The organism is Arthrobacter sp. zg-Y1143 (assembly GCF_030125565.1).
Lineage (GTDB): Bacteria > Actinomycetota > Actinomycetes > Actinomycetales > Micrococcaceae > Arthrobacter_B.
Genome location: NZ_JASKLW010000015.1, coordinates 36,856 through 60,342, shown reverse-complemented (window position 1 = coordinate 60,342; position 23,487 = coordinate 36,856). Strand labels below are relative to the sequence as shown.

Below are 23,487 nucleotides of genomic sequence, written 5' to 3'. Positions count from 1 at the left end.
CATCCGGCACTGACATTTCCGGGCCGAAAAACTGCCAAAAGCGGTCCCTGACGGAGCTTCATTTACCCGTCTTCTAAAGGCCCACTACTTGCCTCAATTAGCGCCCCAAAAACTGCCCGCGGAAGCATCACGCGCGCCCTCACTGCCGGCCGGCCAACCGGGCAATACGCTCCCGCGCCGACCGCTCGCTGGGCCCCATCGGACCCAGACCGAACCGGATAACACCCAAAACAAGTTTCACGGGAAACGTCATCGGCAGCGGAACAGGCCCCACATGCGGTGCCCGCAACCCCAAAAGTTCCCGGTGCTTCGGCTCCAAGCTGGCCACGGCACCGGCAAACAGCACCCGATACCCGATCCGTTGGTTCCCCGGCAGGGGAGGGTTCCGCAGGAACCCCAGTGCCTCCTGCACGTAGTCACTGCTGCGCAGCTGGGAATCAAACCCGGCCATCTGCTTGCGCAGTTCGGCCTCGGACCGGGGCGGATCCGGAATGCCCATCAACTCACCGGCCACGGCCCACTCCGCCACATAAGCGTCCGGACCCCCGGGTATCTCCCCGCCGTAGCGCTGGTGCGAGGACAGGAACGCGTCGGTGAACGCCAGATGGACCCAGCGGGCAATCTCCGGATCGTTCGCCGAATACGGCTGCTCGACGCCGTCGGCGTCCACGTAAGTGCCGTGCACCCGCTCGTGCAGGCGCAGCACCCAGTCCGACCCGGACTTCGCCGCATGTGTGTCCCCGTAGGTGACGGTGAAGATCCAGCGGATGGTCCCGGCCAGCCGGCCCAGCGGATCCTCCTTATAGTCGGAGAAATCATGCACTCCGGCCATCGCCCCGGGATGCAGCGCCTGCAGCAGCAGCGCCCGGATGCCCGCAATGATCGGCGTCATGGACCCGTGCACCGCCCACACGGCGGACTCCGGACCGAAGTGGCCGACGTCGTCGCCCTTCGCCAGCTCGAGCTCCCACTGCGGGATCTCGGCGGCGTTGTTGCTGAACGTGCCGATCAACTGGCGGCGCCAGGACTCGAGAAGAGGAATCACGTCTCCCAGTCTCCATCCCGGCGCCCCCGCAATGCCAGAGGAACCACCTACCGCAGCAGGATGTCCACCGCCCGGGAGTTGCCCAGCCCGCGCTCGAGCACACCGGACCGGTTGGTGACGTCGTCGCGCAGGATCTCCGTGACCGAGCCCAGGAAGCGGGAGAGGTCCACCTTGTCCTCCGGAGCGGCAAGCAGCAGCTGGAAACCGAACTCGTGCAGCGCGTTGATGGACGCCTCCGCAAAGGACAGCGACGACTTCACGAACGCCTCATCCATCATCACCGTGCCGTACGTGCTGAAGCCCTGCGACACAATGCCCAGCTGGTACGCCAGCGCCGAGGCCATGATGAACGCGGTGAAGCGCTGGCCCTCACCACCGGACATCAGCGAGGCCTGCAGGTTGGTGTACGTGTGCCCGTTGGCCAGGCGGTGGGTGCAGGTGATGGTCACGTGCGAGCGGACGTCGAGCACTTCGGCCCGCCAGCGCTTCTCCTCCGGGTCCTTCAGCCGGTCCACCAGCGCCTCCAGCGCGGCATACCGGGCGTCCATGTCCGCCCGATCCTGCCGTGAACCCATCATGGGCAGCGCGTTCTTCAGCTCGGTGCGGAACTTGTACGCTGCGTCGGGAATGGTGGTGGCCACCTCGATCTCCAGGTGGCTGCCGGCGTGGTATTCCACCCGGCGGAGCACGGAGTTCAGCGGCAGCAGGCGGGAGGAGATGCTGCGGCGTTCCTCGTCCAGCAGTTGGAGCAGGTCGCTGAAGCGTTCGTAGGTGCGGTTGTTGAAGTACTCGCTGAACTCGGCCTCGCGCTGCGGCAGGCCCTCGGTGATGATGCCCTCGAAGCGGTCCTCGTACGCGCCGGCGGCCTCCACGGAGGTGCCGAAGTCCGAGCCCCACTTGTCGCTAAACGTCTCGAACGTCCGTTCCAGCCGAGCGCGGGTTTCCAGCAGGGTCTTCTCCAGCCGGGCCTGTTCGGTGATCAGGGCGCGCTCCACCTCGCCGGCGGCTTCCTTCAGCCGGGCGGCGTCCGTGAGGTCGCCGAACGGGTCAAACAGTTCGGCCAGCGCAGTCCGCAGGCCCTCGGACAGTGCGTCGGGTGCCTTCGCTGAGAGGGCGGTGCGGCGTTCGACGGCGGCGGCAAGGTCGGCGTCGAGCCTCGCCGCTTCGCCCTTGAGCCCGCCGACCTTCTCCGTGGCGGCGGTCAGGTCCAGCTCGGCGGTGTCCAGTTCGAAGCGGATCTGCTCCAGATCCGCGTTGGCGTCCCGGGCGGCATCCAGCCGGTCTGTGGCCTGTTCGACGGCGGCGCGGGCCTCGTCTGCGGAGAGTTCCTCCCAGGTGCGGGTGTCCTCGGCAACACGGCGGACGGCGGCGAGCCGGCGGATCAGCTCGTCCTGCTCCGCCGCGTGCTGCTTCGAGACGGTGTCCGCCTCTTCAAACACCGTGCGCAGGGCCAGCAGCTCGTTGCCGAGCGCGGCGACGGTGTCCTTGTTGTCGAAGCCCAGCACGTTGTCCGAGGCCTTGGTGTGCCGGTCATCCTTCTCGGTGGTGCTGCGGTTGCGCTTGACCGCACCGCCTCTGCTCACGCCCTTGGCGACGCCGGTCAGCCCGGCGGGATCCTCCACGCACACGAAGTCGTAGTGTGCGGTGATTTTCCGGCGCACCCAGTCGCCCATGGCCGAATCGTGGGTGAGCAGCTTGGTGATCAGGTCATCGGGGCCGGGCTCGGCGGGACCGTCCAGCGGCACGGAAACGTCGATGCAGCGCACGTAGCCCTGCATGTCGTTTTCGCTCAGGTAGCGGGTGACGGCGGCCATGTGTTCGCCGGGGACCAGCAGGGCGGTGGCCAGGGAACGCAGGGTCCGCTCGGCGGCCGGGCGCCACTGGGCGTGCTCGGCGGGCAGGTCGATCAGTTCAGCGGCGAACGGCATGTCCGCTTCGCGAATGCCGGTGGCGGCGCAGATCCGGGTGCGCTGGTCCAGGGATTCCTGCCGGATGTTGGACTTGCGGCGGCGGAAGGAGCCGATCTCGTTTTCAAGCTTCGCGATCTGCCCCTTCAGGGACCACGCCTCGCCGTGCGCGTTGCTGCTGCGCTCCTTGGCGGACTCCAGGTCCGCGCCGAGGGACTTCACCAGCTCCGTGGCGCGGCTGCGGGCGGTGACCAGCCCGGCGGGGGAGAAGTCGACGTCGATCCCTGCCGCGGCGAGCTCGTCCCGGAACGCGTTTTCCACGGTCTCGCGGGAACGCAGCTGCGCGGCGGCGGCGGCGAGTTCGCGTTCCAGGGTGGCGATGGCGCCGCCGCCCTCCGCGGCGTAGCGGGCACTGAGCGCGTCGCGCTGGTCCTTGAGCGTGGCCCGGCGGGTTTCCGCGGCGGACAGTTCCGCGCGGGCAGCCGAGGCGGCGGCGTCAAGCTTTTCCGCAGTGCGGGAGGCGCCTTCCAGCGCCAGGCGCTGCCGGTAGGCGGGCAGCCCCTCGGTGGTCAGGGCGCGGTTGTGCGCCAGGGCGTCGGCGGCCTGCCGGTAGCGGGTGTGCAGCTCGGGGACGGAGGCCAGATGGTCGCGCTGCTGGCGGGCGCGTTCGAGCTGGCGACGGATGCTGCGCAGGTGGCTGAAGTCCTCCACCGCTTCCTCGGCGGCGGTGAGGGTGCGCGGGGTGTCCAGCACGTTGGTGCGGAAGAAGTCATTGACGGTGCCGCCCAGGCCCTTGCCGGTCTGCAGGATGCGCAGCAGGTTGAACGCCTTCTCATCCTCGACGCCGAGTGCCGAGCGGTAGCGTTCGGCGAACATCTTGTGTGAATCGAACACGGCGGCGCCGGGCAGCAGCGCCTCGAGGCTGCCCTTGGTGAAGCGGCCGCGGATGCCGGTCTGCAGGGCGGTGATGTCCAGGGGCTTGTTGTGCACCAGGTAGAAGCGGCCCAGGTTGTGCTCGGTGCCGGTGGCCGGCAGGTCCATCACCACGGAGAGGCTGGTGATCTGTCCCAGTCCGTTGTCGAAGGTCAGGCAGACCGCGGACCAGGTGGCGCCGGGGCGCTGGTAGGCGGTGCCCGCGCCGTCGTCCGCTCCCTGCGTGCCGAGCCGGCCGCGCATGTAGGAGAAGGCGGTGCGCTTTTCCTCGGCATTGGTGCCGTTGTTGTTCTGCGCGGCCTCGTTCATGCGGGGGCGGGCGTCCATCACCAGCAGCATGGCGTCGAAGACGGTGGATTTGCCCACGCCGGAATCGCCGGTGAGCAGGGTGCCGGCGCGGTCCACCTTGATGGTGTGCGCGCCGTCGAAGGTTCCCCAGTTCACGATCTGCACGGAGGAGAGCCGGTTCTGGCCGGGGTTGATCAGGTCTCCCATGGGGAGGGTGGTTTCGATGCTCATGCCGGCTCCTCGCCGTCGTTCGTGGCGGGTTCAGTGTCGGCGTCAGCGGCAGTGTCGGCGGGCCCGACGTCGAGCGGCGGGGCGTCGTCGTCCGCTGTGTCGTCCCCCGCGTCCCCGGAGAGGGTCTGCATAAAGGTGACGATGTCGCCGATCTGGTGATAGGGCAGGGCCAGCGGCAGGGCGGGGGAGATGACCCAGACGTTGTCCAGCTCGGTGGGGATCAGCAGGCGGCGGTCCTGGACGAGCTTGCGGATGGCGGCGTCGGCGGTGTCCTCCACCGACTTCGCGTCGCGCTGGCCCGGGTCCACGTAGGCCTCCAGGACCTCGAGGATGTCCTGCCGGGCGATGGTGGCCTCGTTCCCGGTGCCGGTGTGCCGGTCCAGGATCAGCCGCAGGCGCAGCAGCAGCAGGGTTTCCTCGCGGGTCATTTCGCGCTGGCGCTGCAGGGCGGAGGTGTGCGGGTCGGGCATTTCCACCGGGCGCAGCAGGGCGACCTTGCGGTCCTCGTCAATGACCAGGGACAGGAAGAGCTCGCTCAGGCGCACACGCAGCTGTTCCTGGTTGTCCACCACGGTCTCGTACACATTGTCGGACGAGGTGGCATCCAGATACGGGCCGCGCAGCAGCCGGATCAGGGCCTGGCGCAGCTTCAGCGGCAGCGTGCCGGTGTCGCCGGGAAATAGTTCGGGGCCGTCGACCAGGACGTCGCGCGGGGCGTCGTTTTCCTCAGTCTCGTCCGCCTCGACGTCGGGCTCGAAGTCCTCCGGCGCTGCGGTCAGGTTTGCGGTGGTCTCGCTCATTTTTCGGGGGCTTTCGCGACGGCGACGGCGGGCAGCAGCGCGGTGCGCTCGCTGCCGTCGATCTGGGTAAAGGTGACGGATTCAAGGGTGTCTCCAGCAGCGGAACCGCCAGCGAGCAGGGCACGGATGCTGTTCAGGTGCCGGTGTTCGGGCGGCAGCTGCTCGAACACCTGGGCCACCGTGGCACTGGGGCGTTGCGCGGTCGCCCGGGAGACGGCGTCGGCCAGCACCCGCCGGTCCGCGCGCGGAGTGCGGGCCGAGCGGTGGATGTCCGCCTCGGTGAACTGCGGCGGTTCGGGCAGGGTGCGCGGGGCGGCGTGGTCTTCGGGGTTGTAGACCCGGACCATGCTCAGCGACTCGAAGCCCGAGCCGTACAGCTGCGGTGCGGGTACGACGGCGGCGCGGCGCCGTCCGCGCGGGGCCTTGTGGATGGCGGCCTCGGCGGCGCGGATGAGCTGGCGCAGCTGCACGGATTCGCGGTACTCGTCGCTCTGCACGTAGGTGTGCATGGATTCGGAGAGCCGGCCGTAGATGCGGTGGATTTCGGTGGCCTGGTCCCGCATATCGGAAATCAGCCGGTACAGGCTCTGCCGGTCCTCGGGGGTGAGGTTGTCGGCGAAGTCCCGTTCGAGGACCTCGGCGATGGCGGCGCGGAAGCGGGCCTGCTGGTCGGCGTCGTTCAGGAAGGCGGTGAAGCCCTCGTAGGTGCGGCCTTCGGCGGTGCTGCGCAGCTTTTTGTCCGCTTCGAGGATTTCGCCCATGGTCAGGCCCTTGGCGGCGTTGGATTCCACCATTTCCTGGCGCAGATTGTGCAGCATCTTTTCCAGGCCGTCGCGCATGCGTTTGAAGTCGGCCGGCAGGGCGGCGGCCAGATCCAGGATGTCGCGGGCGGCTTCCACTGCGGTGTCTTCCGGCAGCGGCGGGGGAGCCTCTCCGGTTTCCAGGGCGCGGATCATTTCCTCGCGCCGGGTGACCTCTTCTTTAAGGACAGCGATGCGTGCAGCGGGATCAGGGTTCGATTCCTGTGCGAGGTTTTCCACCCGATCCAGCAGGGTGGCCAGGCGGGAGGAGTTCAACGACGTTTTGTCGCTGCTGAAGCCGTCCAGATAGGAGAGGAAGCGGGCGGAGGATTCGGTGAGTTCGTAGACGAACTTTCCATCCGCGCGTGGGCGGGCCAGGAAGCGGCGGGCCACCCAGTCATCGGCGTAGTTCCGGCCGGTCCAATCTTCGCGCAGCTGCACGCCGTCCATGCGGAGCCGGTTCAGGAAGGAGTCCGTCATGGCGTGGAAGTCGTCCAGCGGGACCCGCGGCCGGGTGCGGGTGAAGGCTTCGCGGAAGAGGGCCAGCACCCAGGCGTTGGCGTTGGTCAGTTTCCAGCCGGGGGCCGCCTGGAGTCGCTGCAGTTCGGCCCAGCGGGCAACGGCGTTTTCGATGAAGGACATGCTGCGCTTTCCGCCCGTGCGGTGGGGGTAAAACGGGCCTCCTCGATTTTAGCCGGGTGGAGGAGCGGGGTGAGTCAGCGGCGTGCGGTGGGGCGGTGGAAGAGATGGGGGAGGCCCACCCAATAGCGAGTGGGTCTCTAACGCGGAATCTAGCACCGCGCAATCTGCAATCGGTTCAAAGCCCTCGTCACTATCTACCTTGTGTTGGAATACCGGGTTTCCGTGTGGTTCACGACGCTCTAAGCGAATAGGTGCAACTCGGCGGTGAAGCTTTTCCCTTTTCGGGCTCAGCGCTCTCCGTGCTCACCTGAATGTCTCGATCGGCGGGGTAGGGGTCGAAGCCTCCCGTGGCACCAGCCCAGAGCTAGCTGGCAACGCGCCATCCTGCTGGCTGTGGTGGATTAGGGTAATCGGCTCCAAGTGGAGGCACGTGTGAATCTCATCGTCAAGCTGCAGCAGGTGCCTCTTCGCCCTATCGATCTTCGCTCGGACGCAGATGAGTCATAAATCCACGATAATCAGTCCCGCCCAGAGCGGGCGGCGGATCAGGGGGGCGACCCCGAAACTCGTAGTGGGGCCGTGCTGTTCTCAAGCGGAGATTTGTCAACTGGCAATATAGCTGAACGTTGAGGACTGTTGACAGGAGTTCGGCGCCGCGCCGTCCAATTCCAGGTACCCAAACTCGGCGCTGTTGAGCAGGTTGACGGGGGCGTAGCGGGATCAGGCCCACCCATTTCTCCACGCAGTGACACCTGCTCAGCATCCGCGAACCGTAATCTGGTGAGCGTGAATGATGCATGGAAGTCTTATCAGCTAAGTCTGCAGGCCCTTGAATTAGCCTCGGAGCGAGTTCGGTCCGCGTGTCAAGGAAGCGACATTGAGACGGCCGCCATTGAAGCCCACTTCGGTCTTCACTCCGTGTACGACCTGCATGAGGCCTACTTCCGGCCGCGCAGGATTAACGCGTTGGCTGAGAAAGACAAGATTCTTGGCGCCACACGCGGGTACGCCGTCGGTGCCCTGGCGCTTGCTCGTGGAGAGCGAACCCATCAGTTGGTCACCTTTGCCAGCAGAGGCGGATTCGGAGACCTCCCATATGGCATGGGACCCTACGGACCTGGCTGGGTCTGGAAGAGACACTCATGGAGGGTCGGCAAACTCCAAAATCGCGCAGCTTGGTACAACTCGCGTGTGAGTCAGCGCTTTCTATGGGTACCTTTAGACGAAGCCTTGGAGTGGTTCAACGAGCACGCTAACGATGATATGGACCGCACGATGCTCTTCCAGAGGTTCGATATAGAACAGCCCCTCGTATGGCCCTAGATCAGCTCATATGCTTGGCTCTGGGTTTTTCGCTGGCCAAGAGTATCCAGTAGGAATTCTGCGATCGTTACAGTGCTGTTTAGTGCCAGACGTGCGTGTGTCTCCGTGGCTATGCTTGCTGTCGTGCGCCCGTGGCCAGTTCCGATCTCGTTCCGGAGTTCGGCAATGGCTTGCACCGTCGTGGTCAATGTCCGGAAAATCTTCTGAATCGTCTGGCTTGCTTTGCTGCTACCCTCGACGCTCGCTGCGTTAATTCTTAGCGTTTCTCCTACCTTTTTGTACAGATCCGGTACATCGTCTTTGTGGGGATATTCAACTCCTTCTTGGTCAAGGATCAGCTTAAACAGGCTCTCTAGAAGTTCTTTGGATGACGAGATCGCACTGGCCGGATCTCGGGCAATGCTCTTGTTAATGCGGTCCAGATGTTCGTGCAGTACACCTGAATCTGTCAGGAGCGGTTGATGGGCGATCGCTGTGGGTATGTCACCGTGGAAGCTACTAAGGGACTTGACCTTATATACTGGCTGCCCCTTGGACTCACCGTCTGCCACCAGATGGAACCCATTGTCGTGCAGAATGTTGTTGTAGATGCCGACTATATGTGAGCTTTGCTCAGCATCCCGAACCAGTGGGTGGACTGTCATCTCCAGAAATTGGATGAAGATGTCATCGGTTCCCCAGCGGACGTTGAATCTCGGGTCAGTGAAAACATAATCGTCTTCCCAGTCGTAAGGGTTGCGCACGCGGTGCTGCTGGATGTCCTGATAGGCATTCTTGAATCGCGGGTCGTCGCTCCGCATCTCGTTTAGATCGAAAATACGACCTATGAAGTCCGGTTCACTGAGCCTGCCCGACCAAGCTATGGACTCAAGATGGTAAGAATCAATGATCTTGCGTCTTGTGGTGTCGGTGATCTTGTTTCTCAACGCAGCGGCTACCTTCTCTTCAATTGGGGCGCCTACCCGGAACCCTCACAAGTCAAATCTAGTCGGCCACCATGAATCTAGAGAGACGTTATTGGAACGATCTCAGACCGGCTTCATAGCTGGACCCGCACGTGACATATAGCTCATCGAGCTCAAGTGCTGGAACTTCAAGCTAAGCCCTCACCCGAATTGGCGGAACATTCTGGGCGGATCCTTGCTTCCACTGGTGTGGACCAACTGAACCTGCGCACAGGGATTGACCGGATGAAGCGTGAGGATCTGCCCGTGCCGTTATCCGCTACACGCTACTCCCAGCTCTCTTCGGCATCCCACAGCGCCTGGTAATCGGCAGCCTTATACATAAGCGATAGCTTCTGCACAGACGACCACGGGAAGAACACAGGTTCTTCTGCCTGATTTCCGCCCACACGATCGTAGTCCTTACCTTTTCTGGGCACGACTAACCCGTCGACTTCGCTTCCGCGACCCGAAATGCCGATCTCGGAAATGGTATCGACTTCCAGGCGAATCATCCCGCGCAGTTCGTTATTCGCGTAACGAAGAGGCCAGTTGAGGTCAATGGCCACTATGTCGCCAGTCTGGAGGTTTAACGGTGTTTTTTCCATAAGGCCAGAGTAGTGGCACGAGCGTACTGGGTGCGAAATAGGGCGAAAGTCGAAGCTAGTCGGAAGGAGCGTCTGTCCTCGTAGTGCTCGATATCTTCCGAGACAATGCCGGACGGTTGGCCGTACCTGAGACCCGTGTATCGAGATCGGTGATCCGATCGTGCTATCGGCCGCGGCGTGTATGTCGATACTCTGGGGAATCCACGAACGGCTTGATTCCCACTTTGATGTGGCTAAACGCCGAGAACGCTCCACCGAGAGGGCAGCCTAATCGCCGGAATCTGTATGCGGGCGTGGAATGTCTTACGATAAGCGGAATAGGGGTAGCGGGGGAGAAATGCAGGGTGCAGTCGATTCACATCCTGGAACGGGGCGGGTAGGCTGTCCTGCTCCCGCCGACCAGCGCCGAGAAACCATGAGGATGCAGTGACAACACCTTCGCTGATCGACTTTCGAATCCATGCATTGCGTACCGGTAGTGACGACGCGGGCAGGGTCGATTTTCACCGAATGCTCTCAGCGCTGATCGGAATCACGCACCCGACAGCGACTGACATCAGAGCCGACCCTGGAGACTGGGGCATCGATGTTTTCGTGGGCAGCCTAGTGGGGACGGTCTCCGTCTGGCAGTCGAAATACTTCTACACCAGAATCGGAGACTCGCAGAAGAAACAGATCCGCGAGTCCTTCGCGTCAGCGATGAAAAATGCGAAGAATGAAGGCTACACGGTCGAAACGTGGACGCTTTGCGTGGCGTGCGAGTTCAGCGCACCGGAACGTAAATGGTGGGATACGAAGATTAAAGAGTGGAAGCAACTTCACCCCGGAGTGCAATTCGATCTGTGGGATGCACCTCGTCTGCGAAGGAAATTGATGTCACCCGACGCGGAAGACGTCTGGGCCGAGTTTTATGGGCCGAATCGAGACATAAGTGAGATGCGGACGGCGGCCACGGCTGAAGGTGCCCGGCATCTTGCGCCACCCATATCGCTGGCGGAGACACCTAGCTACGAGAGTGCCCTCTTCGTCAAGCAAATGACCGTGGCGGGGGTGAGTGCTGTCGATGCTCAACGCAAGGCGTTCTTTAACGCCGACATATTGGTCCGGGATGTCAGCGCGCGTGCCTTACCCGAGGAACTAGCCGCGATTAGCGAAATTGATGCGACGCTGCTCGGGAATTGGGAAGACGCCGTTGCGGACCCTGATACGGCCCCGAATGCTAACAACTACCAAGTTTCTGCGCGGAAACTGTTCTCGACCGTCATGAGGCAAACAGGGGCTGTTCAGCCCCCAGTGGAGCTACCGCTCCGTCCGGTTCACACCCGTGGGCTTATGCACAGAATCGTCGAAAATGGCCGGGCAGGCTGGGTGCATGACTGGCCGGATATAGCGCAAGACCACGTCATTGACCGATCCGACTATGTGACTGCGGACGAAGGCGGCGATCCACGTTTGGTGCCGGATATGGTATTGCCGGAAATTCAGGAAACGGTATGAGTCCGGACCATGTGCAGGACCATTCAGAGGCGGCCGAACACGGCAGATTCTCCGTGACGTCACCGGAGGATCACACCATGTTCCGGCTCGCTCAGCTGGTCATACTCATAGACGAAATTGCGCCGCCCGGGGCGAAGGGGCTCGACCTTGAACGACTAGGATATTACGACTTTTTCTCGGCCAATCCGTTCGCGATCTTCGGCGCTGAAGACCTGGTTGAGCATGCACAGCTGCACCGGGCGGCCTTCGATGAGCGTCAGCTGTCCTATGCGTCAACAGGATCTAGATTTGCCAACCGTCGAAAGCGACTACAACACGACGTCGCGCTGCTCGTCTCATACCGGCTCGTGGCCCAACGTGGAGCCGGATACGGCATCAGTGACAAGGGCAACGACTTCGCCATCTCTCTGACCGCCCTGTACGCCGACCAATACCGAGATTCCGTCAGAGTGGTACACAAGCGCTTTAGCGGGCTATCAGACACCCAGCTAGCCGCTGCGGTCCGCGGATGGCTAAGAACGCCATCGCTGTTACTCGATTTATATGGAGCAGGCGAAGCCCCGGGGGAGGACCTTATAGCAGCACAGCCGCCGCGCGGCAGGGATCGAAGTGACCTACCTTGAATACCAACAGCTCAGGAAGTGAAAGCATGCGCCTCGACCCCCTAGCCAACGAGAACGGGGATGACTCTGGCCATGCGACTTCGTCGACGGAAGAGACACCACTCTTGGATATTGAACGCGGAATTCGCATTCGGCGTCTCCGGTTGCTTGGCGCCACACGTTCGTTTGATGTCGATTTTCGTGAGTCCAACGGACTGGCCCGCTCTCTTAGCATTATTGCTGGGAGGACTAACACGGGCAAGACAAGTGTCCTCCGATTCATCGAATATGCACTCGGCGCAAAGACGTTCCCCAATCACAGTGAAGTCCTTCGCCAAGTTAGGTCCGTTGCTCTGGAGTTGCAAACTCCGGACGGTCTCTTCACCCTGGAACGGGCCCTGGGCGCAAACACTGCCACTCTCTTCCCATCCGATATCGACAGCTTCGATGCTGTCACGGCGTCCACCTTAGTCATCGATCCGACCGGCCACCCGAACAGTGTCTCGCACTTACTGCTGGCCACCGTCGGACTGCAAGACGTCAAACTCAAGGAATCCCCTACACAAGATGAGTCCGGCACCGACCGGCTCGGTTTCCGCGATGTGATGGGGGTTTGCCTCTACCTCAATGAGCGCATTGGAAGCCAGCAACTTCTTCACTCCGGCAACTTTATGAAGGAACTGAAGCTTCGCCAGGTCGTCGACGCTATTTATGGCGTACATGACAGTAACCAGGCCGAGCTTGCGCGAAGAATCAAAGAAGCGCAGGCCGCTTTGGACCACCAGCATCGAGCCGTTGAACTACTGCAGGAATTCGTTGGACAACAGCAGCCCAAGTCACTCACCGCATTAGAGGTTGAAGCAGACGATCTAGACAAAGAACTCCGTGAGATCGACGGCGAGCTGCGCAAACTCGGCAAGCGCGAAGCTGCCGCTTCAGCCTTCGCCTCGGAATTGCGCAGCCGGCACTCCGAGTTGGCCGCTCGAGCCGCGAAGAAAGACGCGCTTGTCCGGGACAGGCTCTCGTTAATTAGCAGATTCGGCAGCCTGCGAGCTCAGTATGCGGACGACGTACGTAAACTCACTTTGTTCGTGGAGGCCGAGAGCGCCTTCGACCTATTGTCAGTGGAGGTATGCCCTGCCTGCTTCAATCCATTGCTCGAAGCCCCGAATCAAGACAACGGGACTTGCAGCCTCTGCCATCAGAGCACTCTCCCACCGCAACTCGACGGTCACGAGCCCGAGAGAACTGCTTCGAATCGTTCGGACGGCTCGAAGCAACATGCCCGCAGAGAACTACGAACCGCGAAACGCCGCTACAAAGAACTGGATGACTATTGGCATCGCCTCAATGAGGAACTTCCTGCGCTTCGCCAGGCGGCAGAAGCTGCGGCCTTCGCGGAGGCCGAAGCCGGTTCCAGTCTTGACGAGGCAACCCATGAAGCACTGACGCCGTTCCTTGGAGAACGCAACGAACTGCAGCGCAGGCGCCAAGCAGCTCTCGTCTCGCGGAGCGAAGTAACGAACGGGATAAAGCTCCGAGCAGGGCTTGCAGCGAGGCTAACCAACTTGGATCGAGCCCGGCGGAGCCTCGATAGCCTGAGACAGGAGCAACGGGATAAGAAGGAACGCCCGGACCGAGAAGCAGTCCTCCGGCAGATATCGGAACGATACGCACAAATCCTGATAGAGATCCAATACCCCAAAGTCATGCAGGACGGCGTGTTGTCCCCTTATCTGGACGAGAAACTGGTCCCATTCGTCAGGAATCAACACTTCAAAGAAGCGAGCAGCGGTGGACAGGTGCTCGTGTCACTCGCGTGGATGCTTTCTGTCTTCGAGATTGCCTACGAACTGAACGCGGGACATCCAGGGGTACTTCTGATCGACACGCCCCAAAAGAATCTCGGGGGCGCGGCCGACGACGCCGAGTTTGCAGACATTCACCTCATTGAAAGGGTCTATGCGCACCTAGTTGAGTGGCTCAGCAGTGCGGGTGCAGGTGCTCAAGTGATCGTCGTCGATAACACCCCTCCGAATAATGTTGAGGAGCACGTTGTCGTCCGATATACGCGAAATCCTGAGGTCGAGCCTTTTGGGCTCATCGACAACGAAACTGGGTCCCCAGCCACCACCTAAATTTCACGCTCGGGCTCCGGCGTAAATATTCCGGGGTCAGGAATGTCGAGCTTTGATCGTTATTTTTGGGATCCATGTCATTCCGACATCGAAGCCCGCCTCCGTTGTTCGTAGAACAACGGCCAGGGTACCGCAGGCATGTCGCCGCTCGGATCCGGGAACCACCCGGCCGAAATCAGTCGGACGCAGCGGCAAGCGAAGCAATCTCCTCGGCATCCAACTTATCGCCGATCCAACCCGAGAATCCTGAGCTCCATCTTGCCTTCACCGAACCGGCCATCCCGCAGCCACTTGCTCACCAAAATATTCCCGGCCAGCACCTCCGACACCAGATAGGCAGTCACCTCCCGATGCGCCAAGCAGCCGTCGGGAAGTCCCACAGAGGCTTCTCACCGGCCATCGATTTGTACACGCCGGACGTGGGTATCAGCCCTCGGGGAACGTTAAGGTGGGCCCGTCGGCGTCGATCTGTTGACCGCAGAAACACGCAGATCGAACGCCCGGCGCCCACCACTTCTCGCGCGCGCTTCTCAAAGGCCCGGGTGGCGTCTACCCGCGCAGCACCGCGGTGGCGTCGTCTGTTTCTTCGTCATCATCCTCACCCACCTCCTCGAGGGTAGGCCTCGATGAGGAGCTGCGACGTCGTCCGATCCCAGCCCCGACTCATCACGCCTGCGTGGCATTCAGGCGGGCGCACCCGCCACACCTCTGGCACCGCCCGATCCCCGGTGCATAGACTGACAGGGCCGTCTGAACGCACCAACAGAGGAGCAGCATGCCCACGATCGCCGAAACCGTCGTCCACAACCTCGCCGCCAATGGGATCCAGCGGATCTGGGGTGTTCCCGGCGACTCCCTTAATGCGGTAACCGAGGCCATCCGCCGGGAGAAGGGCATCGAGTGGATGCTGACCCGGCACGAGGAGGAAGCCGCATTCGCCGCCGCAGGCGAGGCGGCACTGACGGGCGACCTTGCGGTGTGCGCAGGCAGCTGCGGACCGGGCAACATGCACCTGATCAACGGGCTCTACGATGCGCACCGCAGCCGGGTTCCCGTGCTCGCGATCGCCTCGCACATCCCGAGCGACGAGATCGGCAGCCAGTACTTCCAGGAAACCCGGCCCACCGAACTGTTCCGCGACTGCACGGTCTTCTGCGAAATGGTCCTCAGCGCCGACCAGATGCCGCGGCTGCTGGAAATCGCCATGCGGACGGCCATCGAAAAGCGGGGCGTCGCCGTGCTCGTGATGGCCGGCGACACCGCGCTCGAAGACGCCAAGGATGAGCGCGTCTTCACCATCCGCCGCACCGACCCGGTCACCGTGCCCTCCCCGGCGGAGCTGCAGGAAGCCGCCGCCACGCTGAACTCCTGCGAAAAGGTCACCATCCTGGCGGGCGCCGGCGTCGAGGGGGCGCGCGAGGAGGTCCTCGCCCTCGCCGACGCCCTGGGCGCGCCGATTGTGCATGCCCTCCGCGGTAAGGAATTCATCGAGCACGACAACCCGTTCGACGTCGGCATGACCGGGCTCTTGGGCTTCGCGTCCGGCTACCGGGCGATGGAGGACTGCTACGCGCTGCTGATGCTCGGCACCGACTTCCCCTACCAGCAGTTCTACCCGAAGCACGCGAAGATCCTGCAGGTCGACATCCGCGGCGAACAGCTCGGCCGCCGCGTGCCGCTCACCCAGGGCATGGTCGGCGGAGTGCGGGAGACGGCCGAGGCGCTGCTGCCGCTGCTCGAGCGCAAGTCCAGCCGCACCCACCTGGAGAAGTCGCTGGATCACTACCGCCGCACCCGGCGGCAGCTTGACGACCTGGAGAAGCAGGGCCCGGGCGCCATCCACCCGCAGCACCTGGCGCACCTGATCGACGAACTCGCCGACGACGACGCGGTCTTCCTGCCCGACGTCGGCACCCCGGTCATCTGGGCGTGTCGGCACCTGCACATCGGCGCACGACGGCGGCTGATCGGCTCCTTCTGGCACGGCACCATGGCCGCGGCAACCCCGCTCGGTCTTGGCGCGCAGGCGGTGGACCGGAACCGGCAAGTGGTGGTCCTCGCCGGCGACGGCGGCCTGGCGATGATGCTCGGTGAGCTGCTGACGGCGGTGCAGCATCGTCTGCCGATCAAGATCGTGGTGTTCGACAACGCCGCGCTCAGCTTCGTCGAGGTGGAGATGAAGGCGGCCGGCATCGTCAACTTCGGCACCGGGCTGCAGAACCCGGACTTCGGTAAGGTCGCACAGGCAGTGGGGATGCACGGGGAGAGCGTGACGCGCCCGGAGGATCTCGAGGGCGCCCTGCGCCGGGCATTCGAGTACGACGGCCCCGCGCTTGTCTCCGTGGCGGTGGAGCGGCAGGAGCTCTCCATGCCGCCGAAGATCGACGCGAAGCAGGCCACCGGCTTTGCGGTCTACGCGCTGCGCACGGTGATCGCCGGCAACGGGCGCGAACTCATCGACCTGGCAAAGGCCAACGCGCGGCAGCTGCTCTGACGTGAACGCTTCGGCTTGGGTCTCATTGCGGGCATGTAACGAGCGTAAGAATCCCAGCCGCCGTGTGCCCACGCTACTGGGCTAGCAGGAGCCGGTTAGAAGGAGCTGAAGCACCCGACGATCAGCACGGTGCGGCCGGTCAAATGGTCAGAGTTCGGCCCGTAGTCCGCCCGCAGCTAGCGTGGCAGGGGGAATGCATGAGCCCCGTGGCGCTGTCGCGTTATCAATGAAGGGCCGGGTGCACCTTGAGCGCACCCCGGCCCTTCGTCGGTAGTTCTAGTGGAGAAGCATCACCAGCTCACCGTCGCTAGAAGGAGGGCTGCTCCTATGAGCGTGCAAACCAAGGAAGCCGCATAATATTTACGTCGTTGCGATGGTGTACCTCCCCTGTGGGAGAGGGGTGGCACTTGCGGACTGGCCCCTCCAGCGATGCAGCGCAAGGGCACCAACTTAGACGCTGTGCGTATCCACCGCGGTGAGTTCGACGCCGAGCTGGCGCATCATCTCGAGGTTGTCGTACTGCGCCCATTCCTCGGCGAGCTTGCCGTCCTCGTCGTAGCGGAACATGTTAATCAGCGTTAATGTGAACTTCCCGCCATCCGGGTGGATAGTGCCGAACGGCGTCGGTTCGTACGGGCCGTCGAATGTACCGCCCATTTCGGTGCGGCATCCGACGAGGGAACCTGACGATACGATCTCGTAGCGCTCGCAGTAGAATCCGCTGAATGCCGCACGCATCCGCGCGAAGTTGGCCTCAAGTCCTGCGAAGTCGAGTTCGGCACCCGGACCATGGAACGTGAAGTCCTCGCTGAAGTACTCCCGCAAGAGGGCAGGGTTTTCCTGAGCGATGGCATCGCGGCCGACCCGCACCAGTGCGCGGGAGCGATCGTCATAACGGGTGTCATTGGGGTCGATAAAGGCAGACATATTCTTCCTTACGGTCACTTGTCGATGGCTTCCCTCGAGCAACGCTTGGGCCGCTCGATGGCCAGTGCCGTAACCCTAAAAGCTGGAGTCCACTTCAGGTCAAACACAACCGCCAGGCAGCTCAGGAACCAAGAGTCTGTTGACGCATCGAGGCCTCATTCTTTGCAGCGAAGTAGGCGTCGTCGGCGTCGTCGTTAACGAACAATCCGTTCGCCGTTCCCAACGACACAGCCTCGGTATACGCCGCCACCTTCGTGGAGATGAGATCGAGAGCGTCTTGTAAGGCGGCCATCTGCTCCTGCACCCGTGCTTTGTGGCGCTGTAACAACTCCAGGCGCTCGTCCTCATTGCCCGATCCCGCTCGGACCATCTCGGCGTATCGGGCAATCTCCGGCAGCGGCATTCCCGAGGCGCGCAGACGTTGACAGATGCCAATCCAGCCGAGGTCGTCGGCCGAGAAAACCCGACGACCGCCAGCATCCCGCTGGAGAGGCGGAAATAGACCCTCGCGTTCATAGAACCGGAGGGTGTCGACGCTCAGGCCGGTGCGTGCGCTGACTTCCCCGATGGAAAGAAGATCGTGAGTCGAAGGCATGGGATTAGGATACGGTCGGTCAGCGTCCGCATAGAGGACTTTGAGAGTCTATGCGTGCTTCCTTTCGATCATGCGTCCGACGCAGTCCGAAGTATCAGCTCCAGTCGCCTGCAGGCCCTTCCAAGGCGTCCCGCCCCCGGTCGGTGAGCGGGATTGCCGCAAGCGAGGTTAACCCGACAGTTGTCAGCTTCGTCCTTGAAACGCCCGAGCCGCCAAGCATCGCCATCCCTTCGATAAGCGTCAGGAAGAATGCACCCAGGGCGTCAGCGTCAGTGCCGGCTTCAACCTCGCCCGCTTCCTGCGCGTCGATAATGCACCCCCGGTAGTGGGACTGCATGTTGTTGAAGGTCCTGCAGACAGAGGCGGCAACGACTGTGTCCTGGCTTGAGAGTTCCATCGCAGCCTTGGCGAACAAAGAAGGTTGCTCCCGAGCCGAACCGTACCTGACCGCGACCTTTAGCAACTGTGCACGGATCCGGACGATAGGGCTGTCAACACCGTGGCGCAGCGCCTCAATTGCTGCGACTGCGTCCTCGGTATCGCTGAGGAAGGCGCGCATGAAAAGTTCCTTCTTGCCCCCGAATGCGTTGTAAAGGCTCTGTCTGCCGAGCCCGGTTGCAGAGACGAGGTCATCCATGGACGTGCCGGCGTACCCGGTCTTGGCAAACGCCCGGCTCGCCGAGGCTATGACTTCCGCTTCGTCGAACATCCGTGGTCGCGGCATGGCTGCGCTTCCCTCCGGCGGCACTCGGTGACCGCATCGTTATTGACTGATGGATCAATTATAACTTACAGTTCTTGACTATTCGGTCAGAAACCCGGGTAAGCCGGCTTATTGCCGGCGGCCAGCCCGCCTAGGAGTAGGAGCAGATCATGGGAAGACTGGAGAATAAGGTTGCCTTGGTGACCGGAGGTACACAGGGGATCGGTCTCGCTACGGCGGTGCGGTTCGCAGCTGAGGGGGCGCAAGTCTACGTAACCGGCCGGCGCCAGCACCTGCTGGATGACGCCGTCCGGCAGATAGGCCACGGTGCAACCGGCGTACTTGGGGATATCAGCAGCGACTCAGACCTGGACGATCTGTTTGCCACGGTCGAAGCAGGCGGCCGCGGCTTGGATGTGCTTTTTGCCAATGCCGGCGGTGGCGAATTTGCCCGGCTCGCGGACCTTACCCGTGGTCATCTTGAGGACACATTCCGGCGCAACGTCTTCGGAACCGTGTTCACCGTCCAAAAGGCATTGCCTTTGCTCAATCGCGGTGCATCCGTGATCTTGTCCGGCTCTACCTCCGCCACCAATGGCACACCAGCGTTCAGTGCCTACGCTGCGTCAAAAGCGGCTATCCGCTCCTTTGGCCGCACCTGGGCCGCGGAACTCGCTGATGCCGGCATCCGGGTCAACACCCTCATCCCGGGTTCAACGGAGACGCCAGGGCTCAGGGGTCTGGCGTCAGGACCCGTCGACGTCGGCGTCATGTTGAAGGAGATGACTGCAGCTGCGCCGATGGGCAGGGTAGGCCGTCCCGAAGAGATCGCCGCCGTCGCGTTGTTCCTCGCCTCTGAGGACAGCTCTTTCATGACTGGCGGAGAAGTCTTCGTCGACGGCGGCAGTGAGCAGATCTGACCCGAGTGAAACTGCCAATGCGAGGAGATGGGTTCAGCCGGTCGGCCTGTGGGTTGCATCGGCGTCGAGCTCAGGCCCGCCGACAACGCCCGCTTGTCTTCAACTGCGCCACGGATTTGCCCTATCGATCAGAAAGCCCCGTAATGCCTTCACGCACAACCCACCTCACAGGTACTGACCAGCCAGTGCTCTCACTTAAGCCGGTCACGCTGCCCAGTCCGGGACGCGCCGTCCCCCTGCAGTTGCGGCTCAGCGCACCGGCCGCCGGAACCGGACTGCCGGTCCTGCTCTTCTCGCATGGTTTCGGCGAGTCAATGGACGGCTACGGTCCGCTCGCTGACTGGTGGGCGGCAGCCGGCTTCGTCGTCGTCCAGCCCACCTATCTCGATTCCCGCAGCGTCGGTCTGCCCGACGACGACCCCCGCCGCCAATCGATATGGCGGCAGCGGGCCGACGACGCCGTCCGGGTCCTGGATAATCTTCACGAGATCCTGGAAGCCATCCCGGGCCTCCGGCAGCGCACCGATACGAGCCGCATTGTCGCCGCCGGGCACTCCTTCGGGGGGCAAACGACTGCCCTCCTCCTCGGTGCCGGCGTCATCGACCCCGACACCGGCAACGCCGTCTACTACCGGGACGACCGTGTGAGCGGCGGTGTACTAATGGCAACCGCAGGACGCGGCGCCGATTTGTCGCCCTACGCTGCGGAGCACTTTCCGTTCATGAACCCCGTCTTTGAGCAGATGGCCGCACCAGCCCTGGTTGTGCTGGGTGACCAGGATGACTCACCCCTGACCACGCGTGGCCCGGACTGGTCAGCCGACCCGTACACGGACAGTCCCGGACCAAAACACTTGCTTATCCTTCACAATGCCGAACACTCCCTCGGCGGCATCCCGGGCTATGACGTCAAAGAAACTACGGACGAGAACCCGGCGGTCGTGAGACTCCTGCGTGAGACGACGGCCGCATACCTGAAAGCGGTAGTAGGTCTGGATCGCGATGACTGGGATGCCGTGCGGGTTCGGCTGGGTGGTGCGGGAACGGCTCATGCCCGTGTGGAGGGCAAAGGCTAGCAGTGGTGCTCATCGGGAAGTTCCACTCAGGCAGTGCAAAGAAACGTTTGCAAATAAATCTTTGCACTGCCATGATGAGGGTATGACCCCGCAGTCAGACCCCCAGCCAACCCGCGACGGCGACCGCGTCCTCGACGGTTCCGTGCTCAAGGCCCTCGCCCACCCGCTTCGGCGAAATTGATCTGGGTGGACGGATACTCGCAGTTCTTCCCACACGATGAGGCGGTCAATGCTCTGGGAGAAGGCCGGCCAGTCATAAAGCTTGCCGTCGCGGCATCGTCAACTTCGGCACCGGGCTGCAGAACCCGGACTTCGGTAAGGTCGCGCAGGCAGTGGGGATGCACGGGGAGAGCGTGACGCGCCCGGAGGATCTCGAGGGCGCCCTGCGCCGGGCATTCGAGTACGACGGCCCCGCGCTTGTCTCCGTGGCGGTGGAGCGGCAGGAGCTCTCCATGCCGCCGAAGATCGACGCGAAGCAGGCCACCGGCTTTGCGGTCTACGCGCTGCGCACGGTGATCGCCGGCAACGGGCGCGAACTCATCGACCTGGCAAAGGCCAACGCGCGCCAGTTGCTCTAGCGGGAACGCTTCGGCTTGGGTCTCATCGAGGGCAGGTACCGCCGAGCCGGTCGTACGCGTAGGTGGTAGTGCCGGAGCCGTCGACGCGTTTGATGGTCCGGCCGCCGGCGTTAATAGGTGTAGGTGATCTTGCCGGTGCCTTCGGAGAAGGATCGGGTGAAGACATGTGCTACGCGTGGTCCGGGGTCCGAGATGTGCATCGCGGACTGTGCTGACCAGCGTCAGATGGTACCGAGTCATGGAAAGTTCCGCCGCTATCGGGGAACGGGTGCAGGTCAAGACCTCTTAGGACCGGCTTGATCGTTGATATCGGCCTAAGAGGTCTTCATCCTTTGGTCTCCAGGTTGTCTCCACGCGCAGCCATCCCGAGCTGTCCCGGACAATCCCGTTTTGAAGATTTCTGGAGTTAGCGCTTTGCCTGCCTATCTAAATAGAAGCCAATCATCACAACAATTGATGTGCCGACTATCGTCACGATGAGTATTAGTGGCTGATACCCAACGGTCAAAGAAACCAAAGTCATCGCTATCACGAACACCGCTCCAACTAAAGCGATTATGAGTTTCACGTTACGGCCTTTCGGCCCGCCGTTTTTGTGTGAGTGTCGTTCTCGGACCAGCAAGGTAATCATTCCTGCGCCTAGAACGATTGGCATAGCGATCGTCGCAGGGCGGAAGACTGCCGGGTAGAGAAGAGCCATACAGCCCAATGCCAAAATAGCTAAAATAGTGGGAAGGATAATGATCGCCCGCTGTTTGGTCTCCATAACGCCAATCAGTCCTCACCTGTATCAATAGTTGTATATATGGTGACGCCCGTACAGATGGCTATGCCAGCTATACCCACGGGTGGGGAAAGTAGGCCTAGAATACCGAACCCAACTCCACACGTGATGTTTGCGCCCAAATCATTTTTTTGATCATCTGTAAGCATGCCTAGGGGGTCGGAGTTGTTGATGGGATCGTTGGCCGCATAGGCATAACGGTTGGCGTTAGCCAGGTCAAGGGGTGCATCCAAGGTGTCCATTTGGGTCCAGCGGCCAACACCAGGGTTGTACCAGCGTTGGCCGTATTTCACCCAGCCGGTGGCCCGGTCTTGGAGCCCGATCTTGAAGGTGTACGGGTTCTGCGGCACGCCCAGGCCGCCGGAGTCTTCGGTGAGGGTGGGCTTGCCGTAGGGATCGTAGGCGTAGGCGAAGGCCACATACTTGCCGCTGGTGATCAGGGCGGCAGGATTCCCGGTGCCGTCGTAAACATACAGTGACTGCATGCCGGAGCTGGTGCGCAGCATCAGCGGCTCACCGGTGACGGGGTCATGTTCCACATAGGCGGTGAGGCTGTCCTTCTTCAACTGCTCGATCACCGGCTGGCCCTGGGCGTCCGTGCGGCCGTAGGTGAGCTGATAGGTGCCCTGAGGCGTGGTCTGGGACAGCAGCTCGTTCTGGGCCGCGCCGGCGTACTTGTAGGTGTAGGCCTTCCCGCCAACAGTGGCCGTCGTCATCTGTTCGGCCCCGTTGATGACCCCCGAGAAATCCGAGACTGACGCGGAGGCTGATTGCTCCGGTGAGTGCACGGTAGGCCCGGGGCGTACGGTATGTCTCCAGCGTAGGGATACCTGTCTTTGGGAGGTAACTACGCGTCCCAACGGGCATTCGATGTCCAGGCGTGACCTCTATGTGTGGACCAAGCCTCCAGCGTGCTGGCCGCGGGAAGCAGGGCCCGGGTGCCATCCATCCGCAGCACCTGGCCCACCTGATCGACGAACTCGCGGACGACGACGCGGTCTTCCTGCCCGACGTCGGCACCCCGGTCATCTGGGCGTCCCGGCACCTGCACATCAGTGAGCGACGGCGGCTGATCGGCTCCTTCTGGCACGGCACCATGGCGGCGGCCACCCCGCTCGGTCTTGGCGCGCAGGCGGTGGACCGGAACCGCCAGGTGGTCATCCTGGCCGGCGACGGCGGCCTGGCGATGATGCTCGGCGAGCTGCTCACGGCGGTGCAGCACAATCTGCCGATCAAGATCGTGGTGTTCGACTACGCTGCGCTGAGCTTCGTGGAGGTGGAGATGAAGGCGGCGGGCATCGTCAACTTCGGCACCGGACTGCAGAACCCGGACTTCGGCAAGGTGGCGCAGGCGGTGGGCATGCACGGCGAGAGCGTGACCCGCCCGGAGGACCTTGAGGGCGCCCTGCGCCGGGCGTTCGAGTACGACGGACCCGCGCTCGTCTCCGTCGCGGTGGAGCGGCAGGAACTCTCCATGCCGCCGAAGATCGACGCGAAGCAGGCCACCGGTTTCGCGGTCTACGCGCTGCGCACGGTGATCGCCGGGAACGGCCGCGAACTCATTGACCTGGCAAAGGCCAACGCGCGGCAGCTGCTGTAATAGAGCCGCAGCATCCCCAACCGAGCAGAAGACGCTCGGCGCTACCCTCGCG

General features: G+C 62.6%; 18 protein-coding genes and 2 pseudogenes. 8 read left to right on the top strand and 12 right to left on the bottom strand.

Translation table 11 applies throughout. The features are described from left to right. Positions 1–139 precede the first annotated feature (139 nt). From QNN98_RS15975 to QNN98_RS15950, 6 genes are all read right to left on the bottom strand, one after another. The gene (locus tag QNN98_RS15975; RefSeq protein ID WP_283998424.1) at positions 140–1,045 is read right to left on the bottom strand and encodes an oxygenase MpaB family protein; all 906 of its coding nucleotides are present in this window, start codon (positions 1,043–1,045) and stop codon (positions 140–142) included. 47 nt (positions 1,046–1,092) lie between these two features. Beyond that, positions 1,093–4,404, bottom strand: a complete 3,312-nt coding sequence (locus QNN98_RS15970; RefSeq protein ID WP_283998422.1) for an ATP-binding protein — start codon at positions 4,402–4,404, stop codon at positions 1,093–1,095. Next, the gene (locus QNN98_RS15965; RefSeq protein ID WP_283998420.1) at positions 4,401–5,204 is read right to left on the bottom strand and encodes a DUF4194 domain-containing protein; all 804 of its coding nucleotides are present in this window, start codon (positions 5,202–5,204) and stop codon (positions 4,401–4,403) included. The genes QNN98_RS15970 and QNN98_RS15965 overlap by 4 nt, the downstream gene beginning before the upstream one ends. Continuing rightward, entirely contained in the window at positions 5,201–6,646 is a 1,446-nt protein-coding gene (locus QNN98_RS15960; RefSeq protein ID WP_283998418.1) for a DUF3375 domain-containing protein, read from the bottom strand. The genes QNN98_RS15965 and QNN98_RS15960 overlap by 4 nt, the downstream gene beginning before the upstream one ends. A gap of 1,319 nt (positions 6,647–7,965) precedes the next feature. Beyond that, a complete protein-coding gene (locus QNN98_RS15955; protein WP_283998416.1) occupies positions 7,966–8,895 on the bottom strand; it encodes an abortive infection family protein in 930 nt (309 codons plus the stop codon). Between the two features lie 305 nt (positions 8,896–9,200). Continuing rightward, a complete protein-coding gene (locus tag QNN98_RS15950) occupies positions 9,201–9,521 on the bottom strand; it encodes a hypothetical protein (RefSeq protein WP_283998415.1) in 321 nt (106 codons plus the stop codon). 426 nt (positions 9,522–9,947) lie between these two features. Between QNN98_RS15950 and QNN98_RS15945 the strand changes: the two genes are divergently transcribed. Genes QNN98_RS15945 through QNN98_RS15935 form a run of 3 tightly spaced genes read left to right on the top strand, consistent with a single transcriptional unit; the run spans position 9,948 to position 13,758 of the window. Next, positions 9,948–11,018 carry a hypothetical protein gene (locus tag QNN98_RS15945; protein ID WP_283998413.1) on the top strand — a complete coding sequence of 357 codons (1,071 nt, stop codon included), beginning with the start codon at positions 9,948–9,950 and terminating at the stop codon, positions 11,016–11,018. Beyond that, positions 11,015–11,641 (top strand): ABC-three component system middle component 2, encoded by a 627-nt coding sequence (locus tag QNN98_RS15940; protein ID WP_283998411.1) that lies wholly within the window; start codon positions 11,015–11,017, stop codon positions 11,639–11,641. Before QNN98_RS15945 ends, QNN98_RS15940 begins: the two co-directional genes overlap by 4 nt. A gap of 26 nt (positions 11,642–11,667) precedes the next feature. Beyond that, entirely contained in the window at positions 11,668–13,758 is a 2,091-nt protein-coding gene (locus tag QNN98_RS15935) for a hypothetical protein (RefSeq protein WP_283998409.1), read from the top strand. A gap of 248 nt (positions 13,759–14,006) precedes the next feature. On the opposite strand, the pseudogene QNN98_RS16560 reads toward QNN98_RS15935, so the two are convergent. After that, a pseudogene (locus QNN98_RS16560) lies at positions 14,007–14,170 on the bottom strand (SCO1664 family protein); the annotation flags it as partial. 363 nt (positions 14,171–14,533) lie between these two features. On the opposite strand from QNN98_RS16560, the gene poxB reads away from it, so the two are divergent. Continuing rightward, positions 14,534–16,252, top strand: a complete 1,719-nt coding sequence (gene poxB / locus QNN98_RS15925) for a ubiquinone-dependent pyruvate dehydrogenase (RefSeq protein WP_283998407.1) — start codon at positions 14,534–14,536, stop codon at positions 16,250–16,252. Between the two features lie 450 nt (positions 16,253–16,702). Here the strand turns inward: poxB and QNN98_RS15920 are convergent, their stop codons facing one another. The 3 genes from QNN98_RS15920 to QNN98_RS15910 form a co-directional block, all read right to left on the bottom strand. Then, complete coding sequence (locus tag QNN98_RS15920) at positions 16,703–17,179, bottom strand: ester cyclase (RefSeq protein WP_283998405.1); 477 nt, start codon at positions 17,177–17,179, stop codon at positions 16,703–16,705. Between the two features lie 121 nt (positions 17,180–17,300). Then, a complete protein-coding gene (locus QNN98_RS15915) occupies positions 17,301–17,774 on the bottom strand; it encodes a MerR family transcriptional regulator (RefSeq protein WP_227927234.1) in 474 nt (157 codons plus the stop codon). A 94-nt stretch (positions 17,775–17,868) separates the two neighbouring features. Further along, positions 17,869–18,483, bottom strand: coding sequence for a TetR/AcrR family transcriptional regulator (locus QNN98_RS15910; protein WP_283998403.1), 615 nt, complete (start codon positions 18,481–18,483; stop codon positions 17,869–17,871). Positions 18,484–18,647: 164 nt separating this feature from the next. Between QNN98_RS15910 and QNN98_RS15905 the strand changes: the two genes are divergently transcribed. From QNN98_RS15905 to QNN98_RS15895, 3 genes are all read left to right on the top strand, one after another. Beyond that, positions 18,648–19,397, top strand: coding sequence for an SDR family NAD(P)-dependent oxidoreductase (locus QNN98_RS15905; protein WP_227927232.1), 750 nt, complete (start codon positions 18,648–18,650; stop codon positions 19,395–19,397). Between the two features lie 185 nt (positions 19,398–19,582). After that, positions 19,583–20,473, top strand: a complete 891-nt coding sequence (locus QNN98_RS15900) for an alpha/beta hydrolase family protein (RefSeq protein WP_227927231.1) — start codon at positions 19,583–19,585, stop codon at positions 20,471–20,473. A 275-nt stretch (positions 20,474–20,748) separates the two neighbouring features. After that, the gene (locus QNN98_RS15895; RefSeq protein ID WP_227927248.1) at positions 20,749–21,051 is read left to right on the top strand and encodes a thiamine pyrophosphate-dependent enzyme; all 303 of its coding nucleotides are present in this window, start codon (positions 20,749–20,751) and stop codon (positions 21,049–21,051) included. 406 nt (positions 21,052–21,457) lie between these two features. On the opposite strand, the gene QNN98_RS15890 is transcribed toward QNN98_RS15895, so the two are convergent. Both QNN98_RS15890 and QNN98_RS15885 read right to left on the bottom strand, forming a co-directional pair. Next, complete coding sequence (locus QNN98_RS15890; protein ID WP_227927230.1) at positions 21,458–21,817, bottom strand: hypothetical protein; 360 nt, start codon at positions 21,815–21,817, stop codon at positions 21,458–21,460. An 8-nt stretch (positions 21,818–21,825) separates the two neighbouring features. Further along, positions 21,826–22,551 carry an RHS repeat-associated core domain-containing protein gene (locus QNN98_RS15885; protein WP_283998400.1) on the bottom strand — a complete coding sequence of 242 codons (726 nt, stop codon included), beginning with the start codon at positions 22,549–22,551 and terminating at the stop codon, positions 21,826–21,828. Between the two features lie 224 nt (positions 22,552–22,775). Here QNN98_RS15885 and QNN98_RS15880 point away from each other — a divergent pair. Further along, a pseudogene (locus QNN98_RS15880) lies at positions 22,776–23,435 on the top strand (thiamine pyrophosphate-dependent enzyme); the annotation flags it as partial. Between the last annotated feature and the right edge of the window lie 52 nt (positions 23,436–23,487).